We start from the raw sequence: 23,171 nt of genomic DNA on the forward strand, positions 1-23,171 counted from the left end.
GACTACAAATGGTATAAAAAAGTTCCGTTTCCACTAGAAAATTTCTGGTAAAACGCCGAACTCTATAAATAAAACATAGCTAGAAAGGATATGAAATCACAAAAAAGCTGCCAAATCCCTGTAGTTTCATACAGGTGGCAGCTATTTGCTAATGCTATAAACGTAATTATTAGAATTTTTTATTAATGGAAGCTATTATGAAAAAATTAGTATTTTATAGTTAAAAACTCTACTTTTTCTAGCAATCTTCGAATCATTACTGTGCCTTCTGCTCGAGTTGCATTCGATTTGGGACTTAATATTGTAGTATTCATCCCTTTGATGACACCGAGATGGATCGCTTGTGCCATAGCGCTTTTTGCATAGGAACTAATTTTGTTAGCATCCTTGAATGGTTGCAAATAAACATTAACCGGTTCGGGTAATTTCGTATTTATCCCTGTAAACTGGGCTGCTCGTAACATCATAATCGCCATATCTTCTCGTTTTACCTTATCATTCGGCTTGAACGATGTTTTCGTAACGCCTTTAATAATTCCCGCTTTGGCGGCTGCACCAATGTAAGCACCCATATCGGTATTCGTATTAACATCTTTGAATGCAGCAGCTGCGCTTCGATTGCCCGCTAGTCCTAATCCTCTTGCTATATACGTAGCAAACTCGCCTCTCGTAATCGACTTATTCGGTTCAAACTTACTATTGCTATGCCCATCTACAATTGATTTGCGCAACATCATCTGTACTTCACTTGCCGCCCAGTGATTGTTCAAATCGGATAACGTCTTCGTATTTTGCACTAAGGCAAAAGCACCCGTACCTGGCTTCTTGAACGTCGCTATCGTCTTAAATCCATCTCTGCCAAGCGTTGTTGGAGCATAAGATAGCAAACCAGTCGCTGGATCTACCGTTACGATCGCCGCCTGGGCAGGATTTATAGTAGCAGAGGTCGTTATTTTTCCTGTCAGGTAACTAGTGAAATCAGTAATCGGCTTTTGCTCGTTGTATCCTTTTATATCCACTTGCACATAGATTGGTCCACCGAGTAATGATGTTTTTGCTTGCTTCATTTGTCGATCTAAAGTTGCTGTTTTGTCACTCGATCCTTGCTCGATCATAATAATAACTTCATTACCAACCGACGACCCGTTACCAAATCTAGCTAGCTCTGCAAACTTTAATTGCTGCAAAGGTACTTCGAATATCGTATCGCCGTAGGCAACCGCAAAGTTGGCATTACCATTTTGCTTATACGCCATCTCTAGTGCCGCCACCGATAGTGCAACTACCGCTGCTCCCTCTGTACCAGGCACTTGAAATACAACTCGTGGATTACTAATCCCTGCTTTGTGGGCTGTCGTTACTGCCGTAATAAATTTTTCATTCATAATCGTATATTTATTCACCGAAATGCCGGATGGTGATGTCGTTAACTGTTTCGTTGCTGCGGATGATTTTAACCCTACAGCATTCGTATCGATCACTTCATAGTCTCCAGTAAGTGTATCGATAAGCGTCGTCTGATTCGCCACATTTGTATTGGAGAATGACGCAATTTGTGAGCCGCTTAATGTTTTCAACCCACTATCAGTACTTGTATAGGTTACCGTCACACGATCACCAACTGCAACTGGCATCGGTAAAGTAAGCGAGACATTATTAGCACTAATCGCAACATAGGATACCATTCGAATCTGATCATTCACACGAACGACGAATAAACTACTCGATGGAATCGGATATTGTTGTAACGTCTCAGTAAAGCTGAGCGTTAACGCCGCTCCTTTAATAATCGCACTGCGCATCGTTGCAGGTAACCCTGGCTGCCAGCCACTACCAGCACCTATAGCTGTAATATCTGTAATTGAAAATGCATAGTAGCCGTAATAATCATTTGCATAGGATGGAGAACCGCTATACGTTACTTTGACCACTTGATTCGCTGTAACAGGACTAGGTAACGTTAATGTAATCGTATCACCAGATATAAGAACACTTTGAATCGTACGTGCTACCCCATCGACGGTTACCCGGTATAATGACGCTGGTGGCGTTGTATAAGGATTAAGTACTTTTGTATATTTCAATTGCACCGTCGTACCTGTCGCAGTCACATATTGCAATATAGGCGGAACTTGCGCCTGATTGCCTCCACCACCATTATTACCACCGCTACCACCACTACCTGGCTGTGATACCGTATAATTGCTAATTGCTGCCACACTCAATCCCGATTGTCCCGCCAGTGGAGCAGTACCTGGATGATACGATACTCGCACTGTATCACTACTGTACACTGTTCCATTAATATTCAGCACAACAGAGCTACCACTTACAGACAATGATGTCGGTGTAAAAAACACGCCATTCACATAGACCGTAAATTGTGCGTACGCATAGGCACCTGGATCGGTAATCGTTTGATCAAAATTGAGAATGACAGTACTACCGCTTGCTGAACCACTCTTCAGCGTTGGCGCTTTATTCGTAAAACCATTTTTCACTTCATAATTAGAAAAACTAGCTGCTTCATTGCCGGATAAATCTCGCACACTCCCTTTGTTTTGCGAAGGCTTCGTATAGGAGATCTTCACTTGCTGTGAATTGCTGATCGAACTGCCAGACACCGTTAACGTTACGATCGTTCCTGCAACGTCTACTTTCGTTACGTTACGGGCAACTCCACCAACAGAAACGTAATAGTAGCCTGCCGACGGTTTATGATCGGGATCGAGCGCTTCGTTATAGAGAAGTCTAACGGTCGTCCCGCTCGCTTCTGCTGTCGATAGAGAAGGTGCTGTCGAGTCGCCACCGATCGTTGTTACACGCCAACGATATTCATTCAAAACGCCGACAAACGAGTTACCGACCATATCTTCAATGGCGGTTTCCCCTATATAAACGTAATATTCTGTATTGCGTTCCAAGTCAGTAGAGGGTGAAAATCGGATCATTCGTTTATTCGTCTCATCTACCCAAGCATGTACAGTTACATTTCTCGCTCCGTTGCTCGATTGCACGGGGCGTAATTGAATTTCACCGCTATTAGCTACTTTCACGGGTTTATTAAAGGTTGCTGTAAACTGTTGTCTCAATGCTGCTGGCTGGTAACCACTCGCTGGTGTTGAGCTTTCTAATTGTGGTGCATTTGCATCACTAGAAATGGTAAACGACCAATCATTCCCTCCAGCTAATCCCACAAATTTGTTGCCAGCTGCATCTTGCACTGCGTGACGACCAATTTCTACATAATATTTCGTATTAGTGACAAAATATTTAGCAGACTCGCCACCTATCGCTTTGTTCGCATCAATCGTTAGCTCATTCGTTCCTGCACCCGTTATTCGAGATGAATGCAGAGGAATCGAGCGAAATACAGCACCGCCTACAGATTGGCGGATCGTAATATCACCTGTCCCTAAGTAAACCGGTTCGCTAAATGTTATTTTCAATGGAACAGAGGAACCTGCTATTCTTCCATTGCGAACTGGCGTCGTTTTGTTCCAATCTATCGTTGGTGCAATGCTGTCATTGCCATACCCTGTTGTAAACGTCCATTCCGAAGCCGATGTAATGCCCGGAAAATCTCCGGCTGCTGTATAAAACGCTCCTGATTCGATCCAGACGTAATACGCTGTATTCGGTTGTAAATCAGATGGCAACGTAATCGTTGCCGTTTGCTGATGAACGACAATATTGGAGGATCGAGTACTTTCTCGGAAGACAGCACCATTGTCACTCACTCTTCTTATCTCAATCATTTTGCTTGTATTGTTATCTGTGAATTTTTGAATCGGTTGGTCAAACGTCAGCACAAGTGCTGGTCGGACAGCTACATCCCGCTCATGATGGCGAGGTGACTTCCCTACTAGCGTTACAGGCGCTTTCCCTGTCGCAAAGCTCCATTTGACCTCAGACGCAGCATTGCCTTGTAGATCTTGAAATGAGCCCGCTGGCACGGTCACCGTATAATCAGTATTTGCAATTAATAATTGTGATGGTTTAATTCGAATCGTACTCGTACCGCTACCAGACACTTCTGTCGAAGTAACCGAAATAGTCCGATTATCGACAGCAGATTGTAACGTAATCGATCCACTCGCTGCACGTACCGGTTTATCGAACGTCATCGTTAGCGATGTATCGGTAGATGCTTGTTGATTCGTTGGTGCATAAGTCTGCACATTAGGTTTCTGCTGATCAATAGTTGCAGCTGTCGTAAAGCTCCATGTTACCGCATCGTTAATGCCGACAAATGCCGCACTATTACTTTTGTTCAAGAAAGAACCGCCATCTATTCTAATGTAATAAGCAGTATTCAATTCAAATAGATTACTTCCGCCAAAGCTAAATGTTACTTCCGTTCCATTGTTGCTTATATTCGTTTGGCTAATAGGTACAGCACCTACTACACTGTTATTCGTTGCTTTGTACAATGTAACATAATTCGTTTGTGCATTATTTTTTACTACTGCTTCATCGAACCATACTGTAAATGTACGCAATGATTCCGGGTTCAGACCGGTCATATTATTGGCTGGTGCTACATTTATGATTTTCGGTCCATCAGTTGCTGCAGAAGCTGTCTGTGGCTGCATAAACGCCAAACTGTTAACACTAGATAGCAACAGCATCACGACTAATAGAAAGCTGACACGTTTGGTTTTGAATTTCATTATAAATTACTCCCCTCGCAAATTACACTCGTACCTCGTTTATCGGTGTTTTACTATCGAAAATGAAGATATCCATGTAAAAATGCGAAAAAAGGCGCTGCAACAAACTGTTAAACAGTTCATTCCAAACGCCTAGCGTTTTTATATATTGTTCCAATTATTGGTTTGCTTGTTGTTTTAACGCTTCTACTTTATCTAGACTTTCCCATGGCAAGTCAAGATCTGTACGTCCAAAATGACCGTAAGCTGCTGTTTTACCGTAGATGGGGCGACGTAAGTCAAGCTCACGAATGATAGCTGCTGGACGCAAGTCGAAGTTGTTTTCGATCAGTTCTACCAATTTATCATCAGCAATTTTACCTGTGCCGTATGTATCGACACTAATCGATACAGGCCGAGCAACACCAATCGCATAAGCCAATTGGATTTCGCATTTTTCTGCCAAGCCAGCTGCTACGATGTTTTTAGCTACATAACGTGCTGCATACGCTGCAGAACGGTCTACTTTCGTTGGATCTTTTCCGGAGAAAGCACCACCGCCATGACGAGCATAACCACCATACGTATCTACGATGATTTTACGTCCTGTAAGACCAGCATCTCCTTGTGGACCACCGATAACAAAGCGACCAGTTGGATTGATAAAATATTTTGTTTCACTATCTAGCCACTCTTCTGGAACGACTGGTTTAATAACATGCTCCATCACATCAGCTTGAATTTGTTCTAATGTTATTTCTTCTGCGTGTTGTGTCGAAACAACAATCGTATCTACTCGCACGGGACGATCATTCACATATTCAATCGTTACTTGCGTTTTACCATCTGGGCGCAAATAAGCCAATGTACCGTTTTTACGTACTTCTGCCAAGCGGCGAGCAATACGGTGAGATAGTGCGATAGGAAGTGGCATATATTCCGGTGTTTCATTCGTTGCAAACCCGAACATCAACCCTTGATCGCCTGCACCAATTTCTTCGTTCTCTAGCTTAATATCTCTACCTTCACGATCTTCCAGTGCCGCATTTACACCTTGTGCAATATCTGCTGACTGCTCATTGATCGATGTCAGTACAGCGCAAGTGCTGGAGTCAAATCCATACTTCGCACGTGTATACCCAATTTCCTTAATTGTACGACGAGCAATCGCCGAAATATCAATGTAATCAGCACGACTAGTAATTTCACCGATTACAAGTACAAGACCTGTAGCTACCGAAACTTCACAAGCTACACGGGCATTAGGATCCGCTTCAAGAAATGCATCCAATACTGCGTCAGAAATCTGATCGCAAATTTTGTCAGGATGACCCTCTGTAACTGATTCTGATGTAAATAAGTGGCGTCCTTTCACCGACATCCGTATCAACCTCCTATAACGATAATAATGAATAAGTCCAACGTCTATATACGTTCAATGTCCTTGAACAAAAAATTAACCTTTTCCACTAAGGGAAAAGGTTGTTAGACAACTCTTCTAAAACAGTATGATAACGAAAATGTCGCTTAGTGTCAATGGAATTCCTATGCAATAGATAAAATAAAACATTTACAATTGGTTCAATTGCTGTTCTGCCAATTCCACTAATCGTTTCGTCATTAATCCGCCGACAGAGCCTGCTTCACGCGACTTCATAACGCTCCAATTTAACTTTCCATTACCTGTTGCACCAGCTGTACCCAGCTCAGAAGCAAATTCCGTATCCTGCATGCCGTTTGACGGCATACTATAAGTATCAGTTAATCCGAGTTCACTAGCTATTTCATATTTCATTTGATTAAGTGTAGCACGACTTTGTGGAACGATTATTTTTGAAGAACGAGCCATGGTTAAGCACCTCCGAAGTATATTAGATAATAACTGTTACATATCTAGTGTGCTCCACCTGCGCCACCCTACCCGTATAATCTTCTGTCAGTCGAGCCATATTATAGATGCTAAAATATAACTTTCAAATCATTGCATCTACTCCACATTTATTGAATCGTATACTTACCTTTGACCATAATCGTCAGCCCAGTTTTGGCACCTGATGCTGCTTGAATTCCGCGTCCATCGCGTGGAAACCAAATTAAATGGTTTTTAGCAACTTTTTTGCCATTTGTAATATCGATACCAGCAGTTAGATCAGATATACCAACACTAGTTGTACTATAAGCGACTGCTTCTCCTGTACGAACTACTGCTTCCGCTCCGCCATCTGCTATCAACACTTTGCCAACAGGCAGTTGGACAATCTCAATCTCATCAGATGATGTATTACCAGCCGAATTGGAGTTACCACCATTATTATTGCTACCACTATTGCCACCATTATTATTGCCCGTCTTACCATCTAACGCTTTTTTAATTTGTTCATCTACATAACTTTTCGTCACTACCGGGTCATCGACAGAACCAGGGGTCATCGAGCTAGAGCTAGCAGGCACAGGTTTGGCCATGACCATACCTATGCCTACTCCAGCTGCGATGAGTAGTGCCGCGCTTGTCACTTTCATCGCATTCCATTTCATTGTTGTTTCGTTCCCTTCTCCCGACTTGCTCTATACATCTATTTACTGACTTGGTGGCAGTAATTGATATGAACCAAATGGTTTTGAACCAATTAAACGTTTATAACCATCTACTTCTTCATAAATGTTTAGTTTAAAGCCACCTAATACGGTATTACCAACACGTACCCCTTGAATAGGAACAACGATTTGTTTACTTTCCCCAAGTCGTAATCCTTCTCCTTCTGTCGGTAGTACTTTTACAGTAGCACCATAAGCATTTTCCCCATTGGTTACTTCAAAATAAAGCTTCGATTCTTTTTCCGCCACTTGGAAGATGCTTCCTTTTTGCAACGAATAGTTAATCTCTAGTTTCACATTTTCTACGTCACTAACCATAGCATTCAATTTGTTTAACGAGAACGTATATGGTGCAATAGCTAACTCCGTCAACGTATCACTTACAACATTTTGATCTTTTGGCAATTTGAATTGATGAGCGGCAATGTAGCTATCAGCTGCAGCTTCACCATTGCTGAATTCTTTGCCTGTCAAACCTTGTCCAACAACTAATGTTGTCGCTCCATCATGGGCAAAACTTTTCGGCACTTGTGCTTTCGCCACTAATAATGCTTTACCACCTGGCACAAGGCTAGCTTTCACATTAACAAATGTTGCTTCAATATATTGACCATCTGCTGTTTTAAAGTAGCCGGACAATGCTGGTAACATGCTGCTACGTTTTTCATTGTTCGCATATTCGAACTGTGCATACAATAAATTGTTATCTGCTCCCTCGAACAAATATGTATTATTGTACTTCATTGTTGCTTTACGTCCGGACAAGTCTGTTTTCATCATACCTGTCGTTGCTACTTCTGGAATAGCTGTAATTTTAGCTAGTTTAAATATGCCAATTGTTTGCTTTTTCGTTTCACTAATTTCATCAGTTAATTGAACATTTATTTCGTTCAGCTTGAAGGAATAAGCTACTTTCGTAGAAATTACGAAATAAGCAGACTCTTTCGGCTCGATCATTCCCACGCTACCCAATGGGATAAAGTTTACTTTATCTGTTGCTTGCAACTGACCGTTCAAACGTAAATCAGCTATTAGCTTCGGTAAAGCTTGCGATTTCGAACCTGTATTTTTCACTTCAATAAATGCGTTTAGCAAATCTTGATTACCCCATGGCAAACGTTCTGCTTGTGCAATTTTAATCTCGAAGCTACCTTGCGCACTCTTATAATTTTTCACTAATACGCCTGTTTGTGCTTGAAGTTCTTTCAATTTAAACATTGCTGCTACAAACTCTGTTTTATCTTCTTCTGTTCCTGGCTGAACAATAATAAGTTTCAACCCTTTTTTCTGCTTCGCTGGAATAGTAGATTGTAGCATTATTTCCTGAGCAATATTCGGTACTACTTGATTCGTTTTTCCTTCTTCTACAGCTACAGCTGCTTGAGCAGGATAACGAGTACCGTCTAATGCCAACAATTCATATTTATATTCCGGTAGCTGTACAGCTTGCTTCCCTTTATTCAGCCACTTCATCGTCATCGTAATGCTGCTGCTTTCTTTATCATTGTTGTTAGCATACACACTCATTACTTGCGCTGTAACTGGCTTATCTCCCACTTTAATAGTAGCCGCTTTATTTTCGTTTACCACAATCGGATTACTATTCGCCCAACCAATATTGTAGATCGCTTTAGGAACTTCTGTTTTCGCTTCACCTTCCAGTGTCGTTACTAACAATTGTGCACCAGCCATCTTCGTACTGATTGGCAAAGACGTTCGCAGTGTGTAAGCTAGCTTACCACCTGGCGTTAATACTTTTTCCACTTGTTGATGTGACATCTTTACTACATGCCCTGCTTTAGTACGCAAATAAAACTGATATTCTGGCAATTGGTAATCATACTTACCGAAATTATTTAATTGCCAAGTCAAATCCACTTGTCGCTTAGAGCCTAGTGAAATAACTGCTCCTGGCTGCAAATACGTTTTCACTTGATTATTGTTTGTTTTATCCGTGTAATAATGATTAGTAGGAACAGCATTATTATAGCTTGATGATAATTTCGTCTCACCAATTACTCGTGTATAGTCAGGATAAACAGAAAAATCCCATTTCACGATTTTGAAAACTAATTGATTATAATACATACTCGGGTCGATGGACGCATGCAAAATAAAGTCCTTCGACGTTTTCGGAGCAACTTGCCCTGACTTACTATTACCAGCAAACGACTTCACCGGATACTTAGAACCGCCACTTGTATACAATTCCACCCAATAATCCAAAAAATCAATCGCTTTCTGATCGCCATTGTAAACAGTTAACGTAAAATATACTTCTTTTTCTTTACTACCATACTTAAAGTAAACGTCTTTCAATTGAATATAACTTTTCGCACTTAACGGAAAAGTTTTCACTTTCGCACCTGCGAATGGCTTAGGACTTGCCGGTTTCGCTGGCGCCTTTGGTGCTGCTTTTGACTCTTTAGCCGTACTAGTCGCTTTAGATGATGACGATGCTTGCTTTGTGCCATTCGCCTTATTGTTTGCGGCCGCATCCACAAATGCAGCTTGTCCTAATCCAAACACTAATACAAATGCTAGCGCAACTATCAAGCCTTGCATAATAGAATTATTCCTCAATCTCTTCATTAGCTACTGCTCCTTTTTAGTGATACCTATATAGACGCAAAAAAGGATGTATTTGTTTCGTTTATTTAGGGAAAGATAATATATACAGAAACAAAGTGATACAAACGAGAAGAATTTCCTGAAAATAGAAAAAGCCCCCGGAGGGGGCTTAAGTTAGAGATTAGTTAGAATCAGCTACAACTGTCAATTTAATGTTTTTGAAGTTAGCTTTAGATGTAAACGTAATAACGTAGCTATCACCTAGAGAAGCTTGATCTTCTGCAACTGTAGATTGAGTTATACCATTATTCGTACCTAAATTACCATTAGATTTAGTTAATTTAAAACCATCAATTTGTGTTACAGCAAAATCAATTTGCGATTTATCAGCTAGAACATCGAGTTTTAATTCAACTCCGTATTGATCCTTAATTGTTAGCGTCTTAATAATTTCGTCAACATTCAAGAATTGGCTACTTAGAGATGCTTTTACAACACCATCTGCTGTAACTTGAATACCGTCTTTAACAGATTCTGCTTTGAATGTTGTAGCTACAGGTGTTTCTTTAGAAACAGTAACATCTTTAGGTTTCTCTTCACCATTAGCTTTGAAAATTACTCTTATGCCAGCTGTTACATTAGCAGCATCATTAGACCCAAGTTCAACAGCTTTAACAGTAAATGAATCAGCAGATGTAGCTGGATCTGTTACTACCAATTGAGCTGTAGCTTGAACAACATATTCACTTGAAGGAATAGTGATTTTATCTCCTGATGTTGTTTTCGCAGTTACTTTTACTGCTGCTGCATAATCTTTATCAGCTATAGCAGGTCCACCATAAATACGATCGCTCACTTCAATTTCAGCAGTTGATAAATCAATATTTGACTCATCTACAACTTGAATCACAGTACTTGTATGTGAAGAAATTTCGTTAGAAGCATTCTTTAATACAAGGTTGAGATTTGCAGAACCTTTTTTCAACGCAGTGATTGTCAGTTCATCAGTAGTAGCAGTAAGTGGTGATAACGTCGATTTACTTACTGTAGCTACATCTGTATTTCCAGAAGCTACTTCAACTGTGTAAGGATTTGCACCATTTGAAGTCAAATCAGCAAGTTTAATCTCACGACCGTACTCATCATGGAATACAATATCAGATAATTTCAATGTAAGTTTTTGACCTAATACAACAGATTTAACAAAATCTTTTTTCACACCAGCTACTGCTGTAGGCTTTCCAGCTTCAACAACATTAATTTGAATTTGTGATGTGTTAGTAGTTCCTTTTACATTAGATACAGCGATTGAAGTCCCTGCATTAGGAATCTTAGCAATTAACTTAGTTCCTTTTGTTACATAATTTTTCTTGAATCCTACAGTTGCACCCGGAATAGATACATCTACAAGATCAACAATATCATCATGCTTAGTAATTTGTACTCCATTTTGGTCATATGCGCTAAATGGAATTTCGAACTCCTTACCTTTTGTAACTACGTTATCTGGAGCCTCAAGTTGGAACGTTGTTAAAGTAGCTGCTTTTTTGAATGGAATTTCAATAGAATCTGATTTGCCACCATAAAGTGTGTTAATTGTTACTTTATTAACGCCTTCTTGTACAAATGTAGTATTTGATGCTGGAATCAATTTCAATGCTAGTTTATTGTTTTGTGGTCCTTTGTTCTCTACAGATTCCTTAATATCAACTGTAAACATTAAAGGATTTTGCGCTAGAGCATAAGCACCTTTTTTGAATTTTTCTAGTCCTACAGTGTTTCCATATTGGTCAAATGCATCTACTAAGATAAAGAACTCATCTTTACCAAAATTGGATTGTAGTTCTTTGTTAGTTGCATGATACAAGCCGATAATTTTAACATCATCTAGCATCGATGGTTGGCTTACAGTAAATACTTGTTGTTTTTGAACTATATAACTAGACATATTTAATGTTGCAGTAACCTGTACTGTCTCACCATACATAAATTGTCCAGTAGAGCCCAATGCTACAGTTAATTTACCATTAGACGGAGTAGCAGTAGAATCAACTTTAGCTGCAAAGAAGTTCAACGTTCCACCAGCACTTTTTGTTACATCTTCACCAAATTGGTTTACAATAGTATATGTTGTAGATGCTTTTTTAAGATCTGGAGCACCAGCTGCTGTTTCTTCTAGAGCCAATTTATCAGAAGCAAATTTAATATCAGTTACTTTCTCAGCTTCAGCGTTGAACTTAGCAACAACTGGCTCAGTAGTAGCTTTAGATACTGTTACTGTAGACTCACCAGCAGTAAGCTTAGTAGTCAATTTAATAACAGCAGATTTTTTGTTTTCTGCGAAATTAACATCGTCTACAGCGCGAGTAATCGTACCGTTTTTAACTACGAATTCAGCTTTTTCAGCATCAACTGCTGTACCGAAGTTAATTGTAACTTCTTTAGCACCAGTTTGTTTAGCGCCGAAATCAGGCTCTTTAGTCATTTCGTAAAGTGGGTAAGTAACGTCTACTAGTTGACCACGAGTAGCATCCACAGTGTAATCATCCGATGTAGGGATAATTCCAGCTTTTACTACTGAAGCAACTACTTCAGCTGCCCATTTGCTAGTTTTACCTTCTACAGCTTCACCAGCTGCAAGTTCTTGACCAGCATGTTTAGCAACGTTAACTACGATTTGAGCTAGCTCTTCAACTGTTACTTTGTCAGCTGGACCAAATCTTGTTGCGCTATGACCTTCAAGAACGCCAAGTTGAACAGCGTAGTTGATTACTGGGATTGCCCATCTTTGGCCTTTCACGTCAACATCTTTAAAACCAGCGTCTTTAACTTCAACGCCTTCTTTGTAACCTAGTAGCAATGCAACGATTTTCGCAGCTTGCGAACGTTCCATTTTTTCATCTAGTTTAGCTTGACCATTCGGGAAGCCCTCAAAAATGCCTGCTTTCACAAGCGCTTCGTATTTCTGTTGTGTTGTTAGTTTTGTTTCTTCCGCTGCGGAAGCTATTACTGTTGCGAACATGGAGAATACCATGGCAATCGCAACTAGCAAGGATAAACTTTTTTTCATAACCTTTTTTTCTCCTCCTCTAATTTCCTTCGGTTGTTGAGAGTAATGTTTTGATAATAAATTATTGCTCGTTTCCCTCATAGACGATTCACCCCCTTCCCAGAGTAGAGCATGGATTTGTATTAATTAATGTCTACGTATGGTGAATACTTATGTAACCACTTGACGTAGAAACTTGTTAATAGAATTATACAAATGCCTAGTAAACTAGCTGTATCACTACAACATTATACATCGGTCAGCCGTTACCGTAAAGAGAAACTTGAGAAAACATTCCAATTCTTCACATTTTGTTGGCATTTGCCGTACTTTTAAGTATTTGTTTTGTTTCGTACACCTATTTAGACGTTAGCATTTTTAAAAAGTTGCGCTTAGTTGCAAAATTTTATTTTCTTTTCGAAATTGGCTTGTTTCATAAGCACAATGACTATTATAGCCCGCTATTCCAAATAGGTCGATGTCAAATATTTACCAATTCGATCACTGCTCTTCCATTGAATAGAAAATTTTCCTGTTACGGGCGATATTTCTTCTGATCTCATAGTAAAGACCTTCAATCTCTTTGCTAGCTCGTCCTACTTTTTTATGTAATAGACAAGCAGTAAACGTAATACTAGCTGTTTACTGCTTGCTTTGCAACTACAATTAAGCAATTCTCTTATTAAACATTTCTAATAACTGATATTGTCGTTACTACTATATTAGTTGTAAATTTTCGGCAACTTCTTCAGATCATTCATCACCTTGGACATAATTATCGCTGCATCACTCCGTAGTAATCTTGCCTTCGGCTCAAAAACCATGCCGCCTTTTGGATTGTTGCTGTCAATATACTTCCCTTGGATAAATCCTTTTTTCTGAATAGCTAATATCGATGGAATCGAATAAAAGTCAAAGTTTCCACCATCTTTAAATACTTTGTTCAAGTTGTTTTTCGCTTTTGTTGAATCTGTCTCTAGCTTTAGTTTGAGCGCTCTTGCGATCATCACACCTGCTTCTTGGCGAGACAATTCCACATCTTCATCGAAAAATCCAGGACGTGTACCGCGAACAATACCAGCACGTGCCGCTGTTTCAATATAACGATAGTCGTATATTGAATTAGCATTGAGAGCATTAATCACTGTTTCCGGATAATACGTGAAATGGTGATCACCTTCATAATTAAGCGGTAAATCAAGTGCTCGAACGATCATTCGAGTAAACTCACCACGTGTTACGTAACGATCGCCACCAAACACACCAATCGGATCAATTGCATTCATAACCCCTTTAGCAAATACAGCTTCCATTGAATCGCGTGCATAAGGATGATCCGTAATATCATTGTAGCCTCTCGTCATTTTTACTGCCACATAGTAGCCAAACTTCGAGAATGGAACAGTTACAGTATATTTCTTCGGATCAACAACACCACCGATATTTTCCCACATACTTGTAAATGGATCAAAACGGAAGACAGTAATTGTCGTCGAAGCACTGTCTACTACACTCTTATCATACGATAAAGTCAATTTTCCTTCTTGCGACGGAATGAGCTGACGTTCGATCTTATTATAACGTTTAGCAAAACTATCTGCATACTTGCCAACCAAGTTTGGATATGGAAACGGATCTTGCCCTACTTTCTCCGAGTCAAGTGCTGGTGTAATTGGCTCATCTGCCAATCCAGCATCTATCCAATACAGCGGACTAGCTTTTATAAACTGTCTCGCTTGATCTTGGAATCGATAGCCAATGTGCAAGTTTCCTTCTGCTTGACTATTTGCCGTATAGTTCGGAGCTTGTGATTCAAATTCGCGGCGATTAATAATACCATCGTTCGGACTTGCTATAGCCATCAATATGTCATGACCACTCGCCACTTGTCCAGCCAGCTTCTCTGAATTGTTAAACTTCGGACGGATTAGCTGTGTTCCTTTCGGAAACGATAACGTTAACGCATTGTTAAACGCCTTGTGAGATGACGCCATCGTCTGTAGTGTCTGTGCACCCGGTATATTCGTTGGTACATATTTCACAGTCACCGTATCTTTTAGCGTATCAGTTCCTCTTGTAATCGTAAAATCAATTTTTGTGTCGCTATTTGCTTTTAACTTCTTTACAATCGCTCGATATGCTTCCATATATTTTGGCTGCCCAGCTACATATTCAATGTAGGTCACTTTTTCAGCTGGTTGCTTACCAATCATAATCGAATCTGCACCTGGCGATTCAATAATAACTTCTACATAATCATGATTCGTTACCATGTTTTCTGGAAGTGGCGCTTTGAGTGAATATGGAATGGAAACAGAATTCACTTCCAAACGATACGAACCACGAGGTCCAGCGTCGCCACTATTGAACACTGTTATCGTGAACACTTGCGGACTGCCATCGATCGGCATCTTTTGATCTTTAATATCAAAGTAGAAATACTGTCCTTCCACTTCGTAATAGAACGTAATGCTTGCATCAGGAGTTGATGCAACTAATCCCTCATTAAGTACTCCGATTCGTTCCCCTTTGTTCGTTACAATCATTTCTTTCGTCAAATCCCACGTTACTGGCGTTTTCCAGTTTGGTGAGTTAATAACTACTTTATAGTTTTCTTTGCTAGTAATATTATTATGACCATTAACATAAGTGTCTTTATTTCCTAAATCTAAGAAATCAAACGTACCATACACATTGAATGCAGCCTCTTTTGTCGTATAGACTGAACCTTGCTTCGTAAACTTTGTATCATTCGGATTACGAACAGTTCCAGTATACGGATACACCCCATCTGTCTCTAAAGCAGGTACTACGGGCAAGTTTTTCGGCATTACATTAAATTTCATAACATTTTCATATATATTCGATGAATTAGTAAAAATAAATTTCAACGTGTTTTCGCCAGCTTTGTTGATAATGTTATTTAACTTTTCATGCATTATATCTTTATTATTAGCGGTTCCTAAATCTTTTGGACGAAATTTCGTCTTACTACCTGGTACAGCAACTAACTCGATCTCTACATTGTTCAAATATAAGAACACGGTTTGTTTATTTGTACCATTCGTTTCATATACGATTTGATTTTCGTTAGCAACGTTAAAAATTTGTCCTTGGAAATTGCCTAATTTACGAATTAAATCCACTGCTGTTTCATTGACAGTATCAAATTCTTTATTAGAATTGTTGGCAATTTGATCAAACTTCACATATGGACCATACAACAACTTTGCAATAATCGATTTCTCTTCCTGTGCTACAGCTGCTGGGAGTCCATTTAATTTGAACTTAATCGTATTCGTGCCAGACTTAGGCAAACGATTAATCTCGATAAACGTTCTTAAAAAAGGTACTTCTTTTCCATCAATCATTCGATAGACTACTTCCGTTGCTCCTAATTGTGAAAACGGCCCATCTACTTCTGCTTCCTTATTATTCATCTTGAATAAATTAGAACGATTGTTACCTAACTTATCATAATTACCAATCAATACTTCGAGCGCCATCGGCATTGTGTAGACGTTAACACCATCCGCTGGAATAATCGACCCTTGCAATCCTTTGATTCGATCATCACTCATCCCTTTGTCATATCCTGACAAGTGACGAATATCGTGAATATAGGAGATAGTATTGTTACGTATCGTAAACGGCGTATAATTGGAGTGCGAATAGGATTGCTTATTCGGTCCTTTAAATCTGATTTGATACAATTGTTCAAAATCTAGTTGCGGCAGTGCTCCTTTGAAGTTCACTGTCACAAAATCGCTCGTCTCCTCGACGATAGTTATATTGTCCGGTGTAAAATTTTTCGTTTCAATTGTTGTACCACCTTTAGCTAATTCAAAAGATAGTAACTTACCGATTTGAATCGGTGAGACTGGTACAACCTGATTAACATTATTCGGATTGATTGCTGCTAAATTATATAATGGCAACGGAATGATCGCTGTACCCGAAACTTGTATTTTCCCCGCACCAGCATCCGCTGTCAAAAAGTTTAGATTAGGCGTTAAATTGGACTCGTTTTGCGCTGAATCTGTTAACTTTAAGTTGTAATAAGTAACACTCCCACTGTATAACGCAACATCATAAGATGTTTCCGTTACTTGACCGCCATTGTAAACTTTGAACGTAATTTTATTAATACCAGCATCAAGCGTCAACTGCGACGTACTAAACCGACTTTCATTACTCGCCGTTGCAACGTTAAAGTCAAAACTCCGTCCGTTAATTATAATAGTTACTTTCTGGGCATTAGGCGCTTTACCCGTAATAACGATTTGCCCTTGGTTACTTGTGTTAGGCGTCGTCGCATAGAGCATCGTCGCTCCCTCTTCCTTCATCACATGTTCCCGGTTTTCAAAATTAATTTTCAAATCATACAACATCGGGCTATCCCGATATTCTATATAGATGGATTCAGAAACCGTTGACGCTCCAGAAATACCTTTGAACGTAATTTTATTCAACCCTGGAAACAACTGAATGCCCGAAACGGTAATTCGATTATCACCTGTCGTCTGAATACCTGTCGTAATTTCTTCTGTTCTAGTAAACTCTTTACCATCAGATCCTAGTTGTTCGATGTTATAACTAATCGTATTTCCTACTACTTGATTAATTGTACCTTCCAATTGAATCGTAGAAGTTGATACAATTCTCGCGCTCTCCGGTGTTGATTGCTCATTTGGGAATAAAAAATAGACATTATTAGCTTCTGCACTTGGCATAAACCCTGCTGGTACAATACTGATCAGCATCGCAATCGCGACTAGCAACGATAATACTTTTTTCAAAATGTTGTTCCTCCTTCTCCATCTTATCCACTGCCCGCATAACAAACAGCTCTTTACTACCTTTATCGGCAACAGAGCAATTTATATTTATACAAAACAGTGAAATTATGCGTTAAGTCCTACGATTAGCCACAAAAAAGCGACTAGACGATAGCGTTAATCGTCCAGTCGCACTCTTTTCTTATTGCCTGTTAATTATTATTTTCCACGCGAAGATGTATTGACTTTATTCACTCTCATTCGTACTCGTCGCAATAATCCGATCACTGGTTTGCGCGTTTTGCTGACAAGCCCAATAACTTCAGAACCAATTTGTAACAGGAACACTAATACGAAAATAACGACTAATGTTAGCCAATTGGCTGCGCTCGATTGTACGATAGATGATTGTATAATAGCAAGTACGCCGAAAATCGCGCTAATTCCCCATATAATTAACACTGTCCGTTTGTGACTAAACCCTAAATCCTGCAATCGATGATGCAAATGTTCTTTGTCAGGAGCAAAGATCGGTTTCTTATTCACCCATCTTCGAATGATGGCGAATATTGTATCGGTCAACGGTACACCAATAATAAGCAATGGCGTTACGAATGATACGATAGCCACCTGCTTGAATCCAAACATCGAAAGTGTCGCTAAACTAAATCCAAGAAATAGCGCTCCCGAGTCACCCATAAAAATTTTGGCAGGGTGAAAGTTGAATACAAGAAATCCTATAATCCCACCTAATAACAAAACACTTAGAAACATAACTGGTTGGTTACCCATAATAAATGCCATTACAGCGATGGTTGCAATAGCTATAGCTGATACACCTGCTGCAAGCCCATCTAAACCGTCAATTAAATTAATCGCATTCGTTACGCCGACAATCCACAAAATCGTAATCGGAATACTAATCCATTCTGCAATAGGTTGCATCGTTTGACCAAACGGAATGTTGAGCAAGTCAATCCGAATACCAAAACCGAATACGACAACACAAGCAGCCAATATTTGTCCTACTAATTTTACTTTTGCTGATAATTCAAAACGATCATCTAATGCTCCCAGCAATATAATAATCGTCCCACCGGATAATAGTGCATAAATCATATTCATATCTCTAGGTCTTAACAGACCCTCTGGCAAGAAAGGCAAAATAGCAAAGATCGTAACGACAAAAGCCAAATAAATAGCTAATCCGCCAAGCCGTGGCATTACTTTAGTATGAACTTTACGGTAATTGGGTTTGTCTATCGCGCCTACCCAGAATGCAAACTTTTTAACAAGTGGTGTCATAATTACTGCAATTAATAAAGCTACAATAAATCCAATGAAGTACATAATGCCGACTAGCATATTTCCAACTCCCTCTTATCAGGCAACCTATCCGATGAAAATACAGCTCGACTTGAATTATACTCCTAACCAGTTATAATTTCCATCCCTATTTCTCGACATTTCGAAAGAATGCAGGATTTTTTTGTTAGTTAGCTCGTTATTTTGTCACTTTTTCTTTGTCTTTTAGGACATGTAGAACAAATTTTGGCAATACTAACATTCTGCCGAATCGCTTGGGCTCTTGTAGTAACCGGAATAACCATTCTAGTCGTAGTTTTTGGACTACTTTGGGCGCTCGTTTCAGTTTTCCTGATAATACATCAAAGCTGCCGCCCACACCCATAATTAGCGGTACACCTAGCTGTTCACGATAGCGAACAATCCATGGTTCTTGTGTTTCTGCACCACGCGCAACGAACAATAATTGCACATCTAACGCTTTAATTTGTTCAATTACTTCTGGATCTTCTTTTTCACCAAAAAAACCATTGCGATATCCAGCAATTTTCAGTTGCGGATATTGCATCTGTAATTTTTGCGCTGCTGCTTCAATGACTTCTTGTGATGTTCCAAGTAAGAAAGCACGCCATCTGCGCTTCTCGCCAATCGCCATCAATTGCTGCAACAGTTCAATTCCTGTCACTCGTTCTGCTACAGGTTGCCCGACTTTTTTTGCAGCCCAGACAATACCTACCCCATCCGGTACGATCAAATCCGCTTTCAACATCATCGCCTTATAAGCGGCATTTTCTTTTGCAGTCATCACCATAATAGGGTTAGCAGTAATAACATGTGTTTGCTGTCCGTTTTCTATTCGTTCCGTCAAATATTGTATCGTATCGTCCATCCCTACTTTGGAAAATGGAATACTATAGATCGATACTGTCGGAAGTTGCTTAGTCATGAGGAAACTCACCTCGTTTTATTTTGACGAAAGTACTGCACAATTTGTTGCGCAGGCCGCTTCGATTGTTCCCGCAGTTGCTCCACTTGTTTGCGGTGCTTCTTTTGCCAGCTTGCCTTATCAGCTAGTAGTTCATTGGCCATCCGTACAAACTGTTCGCTAGATAATTGCTCTGTAGAGCCAATAGCAGTCAGACCGAGTCGACCCAAAAATTGATCAATCTTCGGATCATAAGATATACCCATCAGTGGAACTAGCTGATTAGCAGCATAGATCAGAGCATGTAGTCGCATCCCCACTAACAGATCCAGTTTACTGACCTCTAACAACATTTGCTGTGGGTCATTCCCAACATCGACTAGTTCCATTGTACTACCGTTACCTAGTTTAGATCTAATAGCGGCAATCACTTGCTCTGATACAACCCTATCATCTGGTTCATGAAATGGCAATAATCGGAAGTGCATTCGCCGTTCGTCACTTAACTCGATAAGAGCATCTTTAATCCGTTCGATATCCGTTCCATCGCTTCGCCAGCTGCGCAAAGAAATACCAATTTGCGGAACGATAATTTCAGGTATCTCTTCCGACTCTTCCGTTCCTCGATCATCCGGTAATGGCATAACCATAACTGGATCAGCTACTAACGAAATGCGATTGCGTGCGACACCCATACTTTCCAGCAATGCCGCAGACTCATCATCACGTACCGATATGTAGTGACTTTTCTTCATCACATGTTTAATCAGTGGACGAAAAACTCCTCGCTGCACCGGACCTACACCTTGTGCATAGATAAACGTCGGTTTGCCAAGCCATTGAGCTAGTTTAATTACTGCTGAGTAATATGGAATTGTCTTCACGCCTGTAGCATCTTGCAACAAACTGCCGCCGCCGCTAATTAAACCATCACAGCTTCGGAGTGTACGGAAGAGCGACTGCAATTGCATCCGCTCAGTTGCTTCTACTCCGTACTGACTACTAGTTCCCGCTGGGTCAGCAGACAGCACAACGGGTATAATCGTCACTTTTTGCCGTGCACTTTCTTGTTCCAACGCTAACAATATCGATCGAAGTACCGCTTCATCCCCGCTATTGCGAAAACCATAATAGCCAGAAATCGCTACTCGGTAACTTTTTTGTTTATTTTGGGCATCCATTTCCTAATTACTCCTTCCAAGATCGTCCAAGCAGCAATTAGAATACAGCCTACGATAATTCCTACTCCTAGTCCAAGCGCCGTCCGAATTGCCGAAATAATAAACGGTGTATGCAAGTGCGTAAAGGAACTAACCATCGTTAATTGTCCAAAAGCTCCTACAATAATAAGTAACCAGCTCGCTCGGTAACGTAGTGCCAAAAACAGTCCAAACAATAAAGCCGGATGACCGAGTAAAAATTCTTTGAATCTTGGTCTAACACCAAATGTCGATTCTAACCAACCCCGAACGAGCATCTCAATAGCGGACACTTGCCCCGCATTACCTGTCCGTGATAAGTAATATAGCCCTACTACACCCAATACAGCCGCAATAACTACCCACAACACCGTAATCGGCTGAGCTACCATTTGACGAATACGCGTCCACACACCTGTTGTTCCTTTTCCTTGATAGAAAAAGATATAAGCGGCCACCAATACTAATGGTCCAAAGTGTAAGACACTCACTCCACGGAATTGTTGTAACACTAGACTATACGTAATATTATTTAGCAGACCTGTAATGAGAGGGACTGCGGATAACGAAATAACAGTCGCCACAACAAACCAGTTAAATGCTAATCCTAATCTCCGCTTTAACGATTGCTCTGGAAATATCCAACGGTTGTTCGCTTGTACAGATAACTGAGACCCATCGTTAGCAACCCATTCATTTCCACCTACGACCCGTTGATCACCAATCGTTCTGGCGTACACTCTGTTCATTACCCAAATTAATCCCAGCGTCGGTGCCGCCACTGCTGCACCAAGTGCAAGTGCTTGCTCAAGTAACGCACTGTTCAAGACGAACAGCCCTGCCGAACCAATTACACCTAATAGAAACACTGGTAATAATAATGCTGGTAAAAAAGCTCCTATTAACAATGCAATAAGCGCTATAGCACCAATGGCTACAATCGCTCGCATATATTTATGCCAGCTTGCTGGATTATAATCAAAAGCTGCCGTCTCACCTGCTGGGAATCCAGCTTTCGTCAGCTGCGCAATAACTCCAGTTTCGCCACCCATCGTTTCTGCTAAAGAAGTAGCGGAATTAATAATATTATTCTTCTGCACATTTTGCTTTACACCAGCGTTCAAGAAAAACATCCGAATATTACGATCTTTGGCCGCCAATAAAAAGCGATCCGCAATACCTTCCGGCGTCATCGCTAAACTATCCTCTGGAGATAGTGAATATAGTCTAACGACGTTATAATCTGTCAAATAGGCTAATTTATTAAAACCGATTTGCGGAGCTTTCAAGTTTTCTATCGTCACTAGCCCCATCCCAAACTCATTTAACAATTTACCATAATGATCGATGCTGTCCATCTCTTCTTGATCGAAGGCACCTGGCACACTATCTCCATCAAACAGCAGTCGCTTTACTCCATATTGTTGCAATCGCTCCAATTGCGCTCGCATATATTCGCTGTCATAAGTTAATCGATCTGTCGGTCTAGCGACAATTGAAAAACCATAGCTTTGTAATTTTTCTAACGCCATTGGATCGTAATCCATCGGCTTCAACACAGCATTAGATACAGAGGAATCCACCATCAGTCCTGGTCGCCCTTCAAATGACCAAGCGCGGTGCTTCACATCTGCCATATCAAAAGCTTGCTCGACAATTGGACCAATTCGTTTAGCTTCTTCTTCGCCAGCATAGACGATATAGAGCTGACGAACGGTTGGGTCCGTTACTTTACCTTGTATTTGTGCCATCTCTTTTTCATTATAGAAGACTAATCTACCTGCACTCATCAGTTCACGCAGTGAGCTTTCGTAGACCGCCATCGTCGTCACTCCAGCATCCTGGAGTAGCTGCAATTGTTCTTCTACAAACTTTTGTGGCTGTGGTTCAAATTCAGCGACATCTAACAAGTCACGATAATCAAATATATATTCCATCTGTTTTGCACTATCTTCCATTTTGATCTTGCTCATAATAAGCGGAACACTTGCCAATATGCCTATAATAACGATCCCGACTAAGCTGAGGCGTATTAGATTATTCCAGCGCTGTCTTGTTTTTCGCACGATTATCCTCCGTTCTTGTACGAAGCTTGCA

Annotated in this window: 11 protein-coding genes; all 11 read right to left on the reverse strand. The window is 40.2% G+C overall.

The genetic code is table 11. The annotated features are described in order from the left end of the window. Window positions 1–206: 206 nt before the first annotated feature. The 11 genes from ACFSTH_RS19370 to ACFSTH_RS19420 all read right to left on the reverse strand — a co-directional run bounded on the left by ACFSTH_RS19370 (window position 207) and on the right by ACFSTH_RS19420 (window position 23,140). Entirely contained in the window at window positions 207–4,673 is a 4,467-nt protein-coding gene (locus ACFSTH_RS19370; RefSeq protein ID WP_377773739.1) for an Ig-like domain-containing protein, read from the reverse strand. 157 nt (window positions 4,674–4,830) lie between these two features. Then, entirely contained in the window at window positions 4,831–6,033 is a 1,203-nt protein-coding gene (metK, locus tag ACFSTH_RS19375; RefSeq protein WP_377773741.1) for a methionine adenosyltransferase, read from the reverse strand. 189 nt (window positions 6,034–6,222) lie between these two features. Then, on the reverse strand, window positions 6,223–6,501 hold the full coding sequence (locus tag ACFSTH_RS19380) for a small, acid-soluble spore protein, alpha/beta type (RefSeq protein ID WP_377773743.1): 279 nt from the start codon (window positions 6,499–6,501) through the stop codon (window positions 6,223–6,225). A gap of 149 nt (window positions 6,502–6,650) precedes the next feature. Further along, window positions 6,651–7,187 carry a hypothetical protein gene (locus ACFSTH_RS19385; protein WP_377773745.1) on the reverse strand — a complete coding sequence of 179 codons (537 nt, stop codon included), beginning with the start codon at window positions 7,185–7,187 and terminating at the stop codon, window positions 6,651–6,653. Between the two features lie 42 nt (window positions 7,188–7,229). Further along, on the reverse strand, window positions 7,230–9,839 hold the full coding sequence (locus tag ACFSTH_RS19390) for a hypothetical protein (RefSeq protein WP_377773747.1): 2,610 nt from the start codon (window positions 9,837–9,839) through the stop codon (window positions 7,230–7,232). Between the two features lie 160 nt (window positions 9,840–9,999). Next, window positions 10,000–12,888: an S-layer homology domain-containing protein gene (locus ACFSTH_RS19395; RefSeq protein ID WP_377773749.1), complete on the reverse strand. Its 2,889-nt coding sequence runs from the start codon at window positions 12,886–12,888 to the stop codon at window positions 10,000–10,002. A 701-nt stretch (window positions 12,889–13,589) separates the two neighbouring features. After that, window positions 13,590–17,666 carry an S-layer homology domain-containing protein gene (locus ACFSTH_RS19400; protein WP_377773751.1) on the reverse strand — a complete coding sequence of 1,359 codons (4,077 nt, stop codon included), beginning with the start codon at window positions 17,664–17,666 and terminating at the stop codon, window positions 13,590–13,592. Between the two features lie 198 nt (window positions 17,667–17,864). After that, window positions 17,865–19,010: a glycosyltransferase family 4 protein gene (locus ACFSTH_RS19405; protein ID WP_377773753.1), complete on the reverse strand. Its 1,146-nt coding sequence runs from the start codon at window positions 19,008–19,010 to the stop codon at window positions 17,865–17,867. Between the two features lie 139 nt (window positions 19,011–19,149). Beyond that, window positions 19,150–19,896, reverse strand: coding sequence for a WecB/TagA/CpsF family glycosyltransferase (locus ACFSTH_RS19410; protein ID WP_377773755.1), 747 nt, complete (start codon window positions 19,894–19,896; stop codon window positions 19,150–19,152). A gap of 8 nt (window positions 19,897–19,904) precedes the next feature. Beyond that, window positions 19,905–21,056 (reverse strand): polysaccharide pyruvyl transferase CsaB, encoded by a 1,152-nt coding sequence (csaB, locus tag ACFSTH_RS19415; RefSeq protein ID WP_377773757.1) that lies wholly within the window; start codon window positions 21,054–21,056, stop codon window positions 19,905–19,907. Then, window positions 21,020–23,140, reverse strand: coding sequence for a DUF5693 family protein (locus ACFSTH_RS19420; RefSeq protein ID WP_377773759.1), 2,121 nt, complete (start codon window positions 23,138–23,140; stop codon window positions 21,020–21,022). Before ACFSTH_RS19420 ends, csaB begins: the two co-directional genes overlap by 37 nt. Between the last annotated feature and the right edge of the window lie 31 nt (window positions 23,141–23,171).

Source organism: Paenibacillus yanchengensis (genome assembly GCF_042684845.1).
GTDB classification, from domain to species: domain Bacteria; phylum Bacillota; class Bacilli; order Paenibacillales; family Paenibacillaceae; genus Pristimantibacillus; species Pristimantibacillus yanchengensis.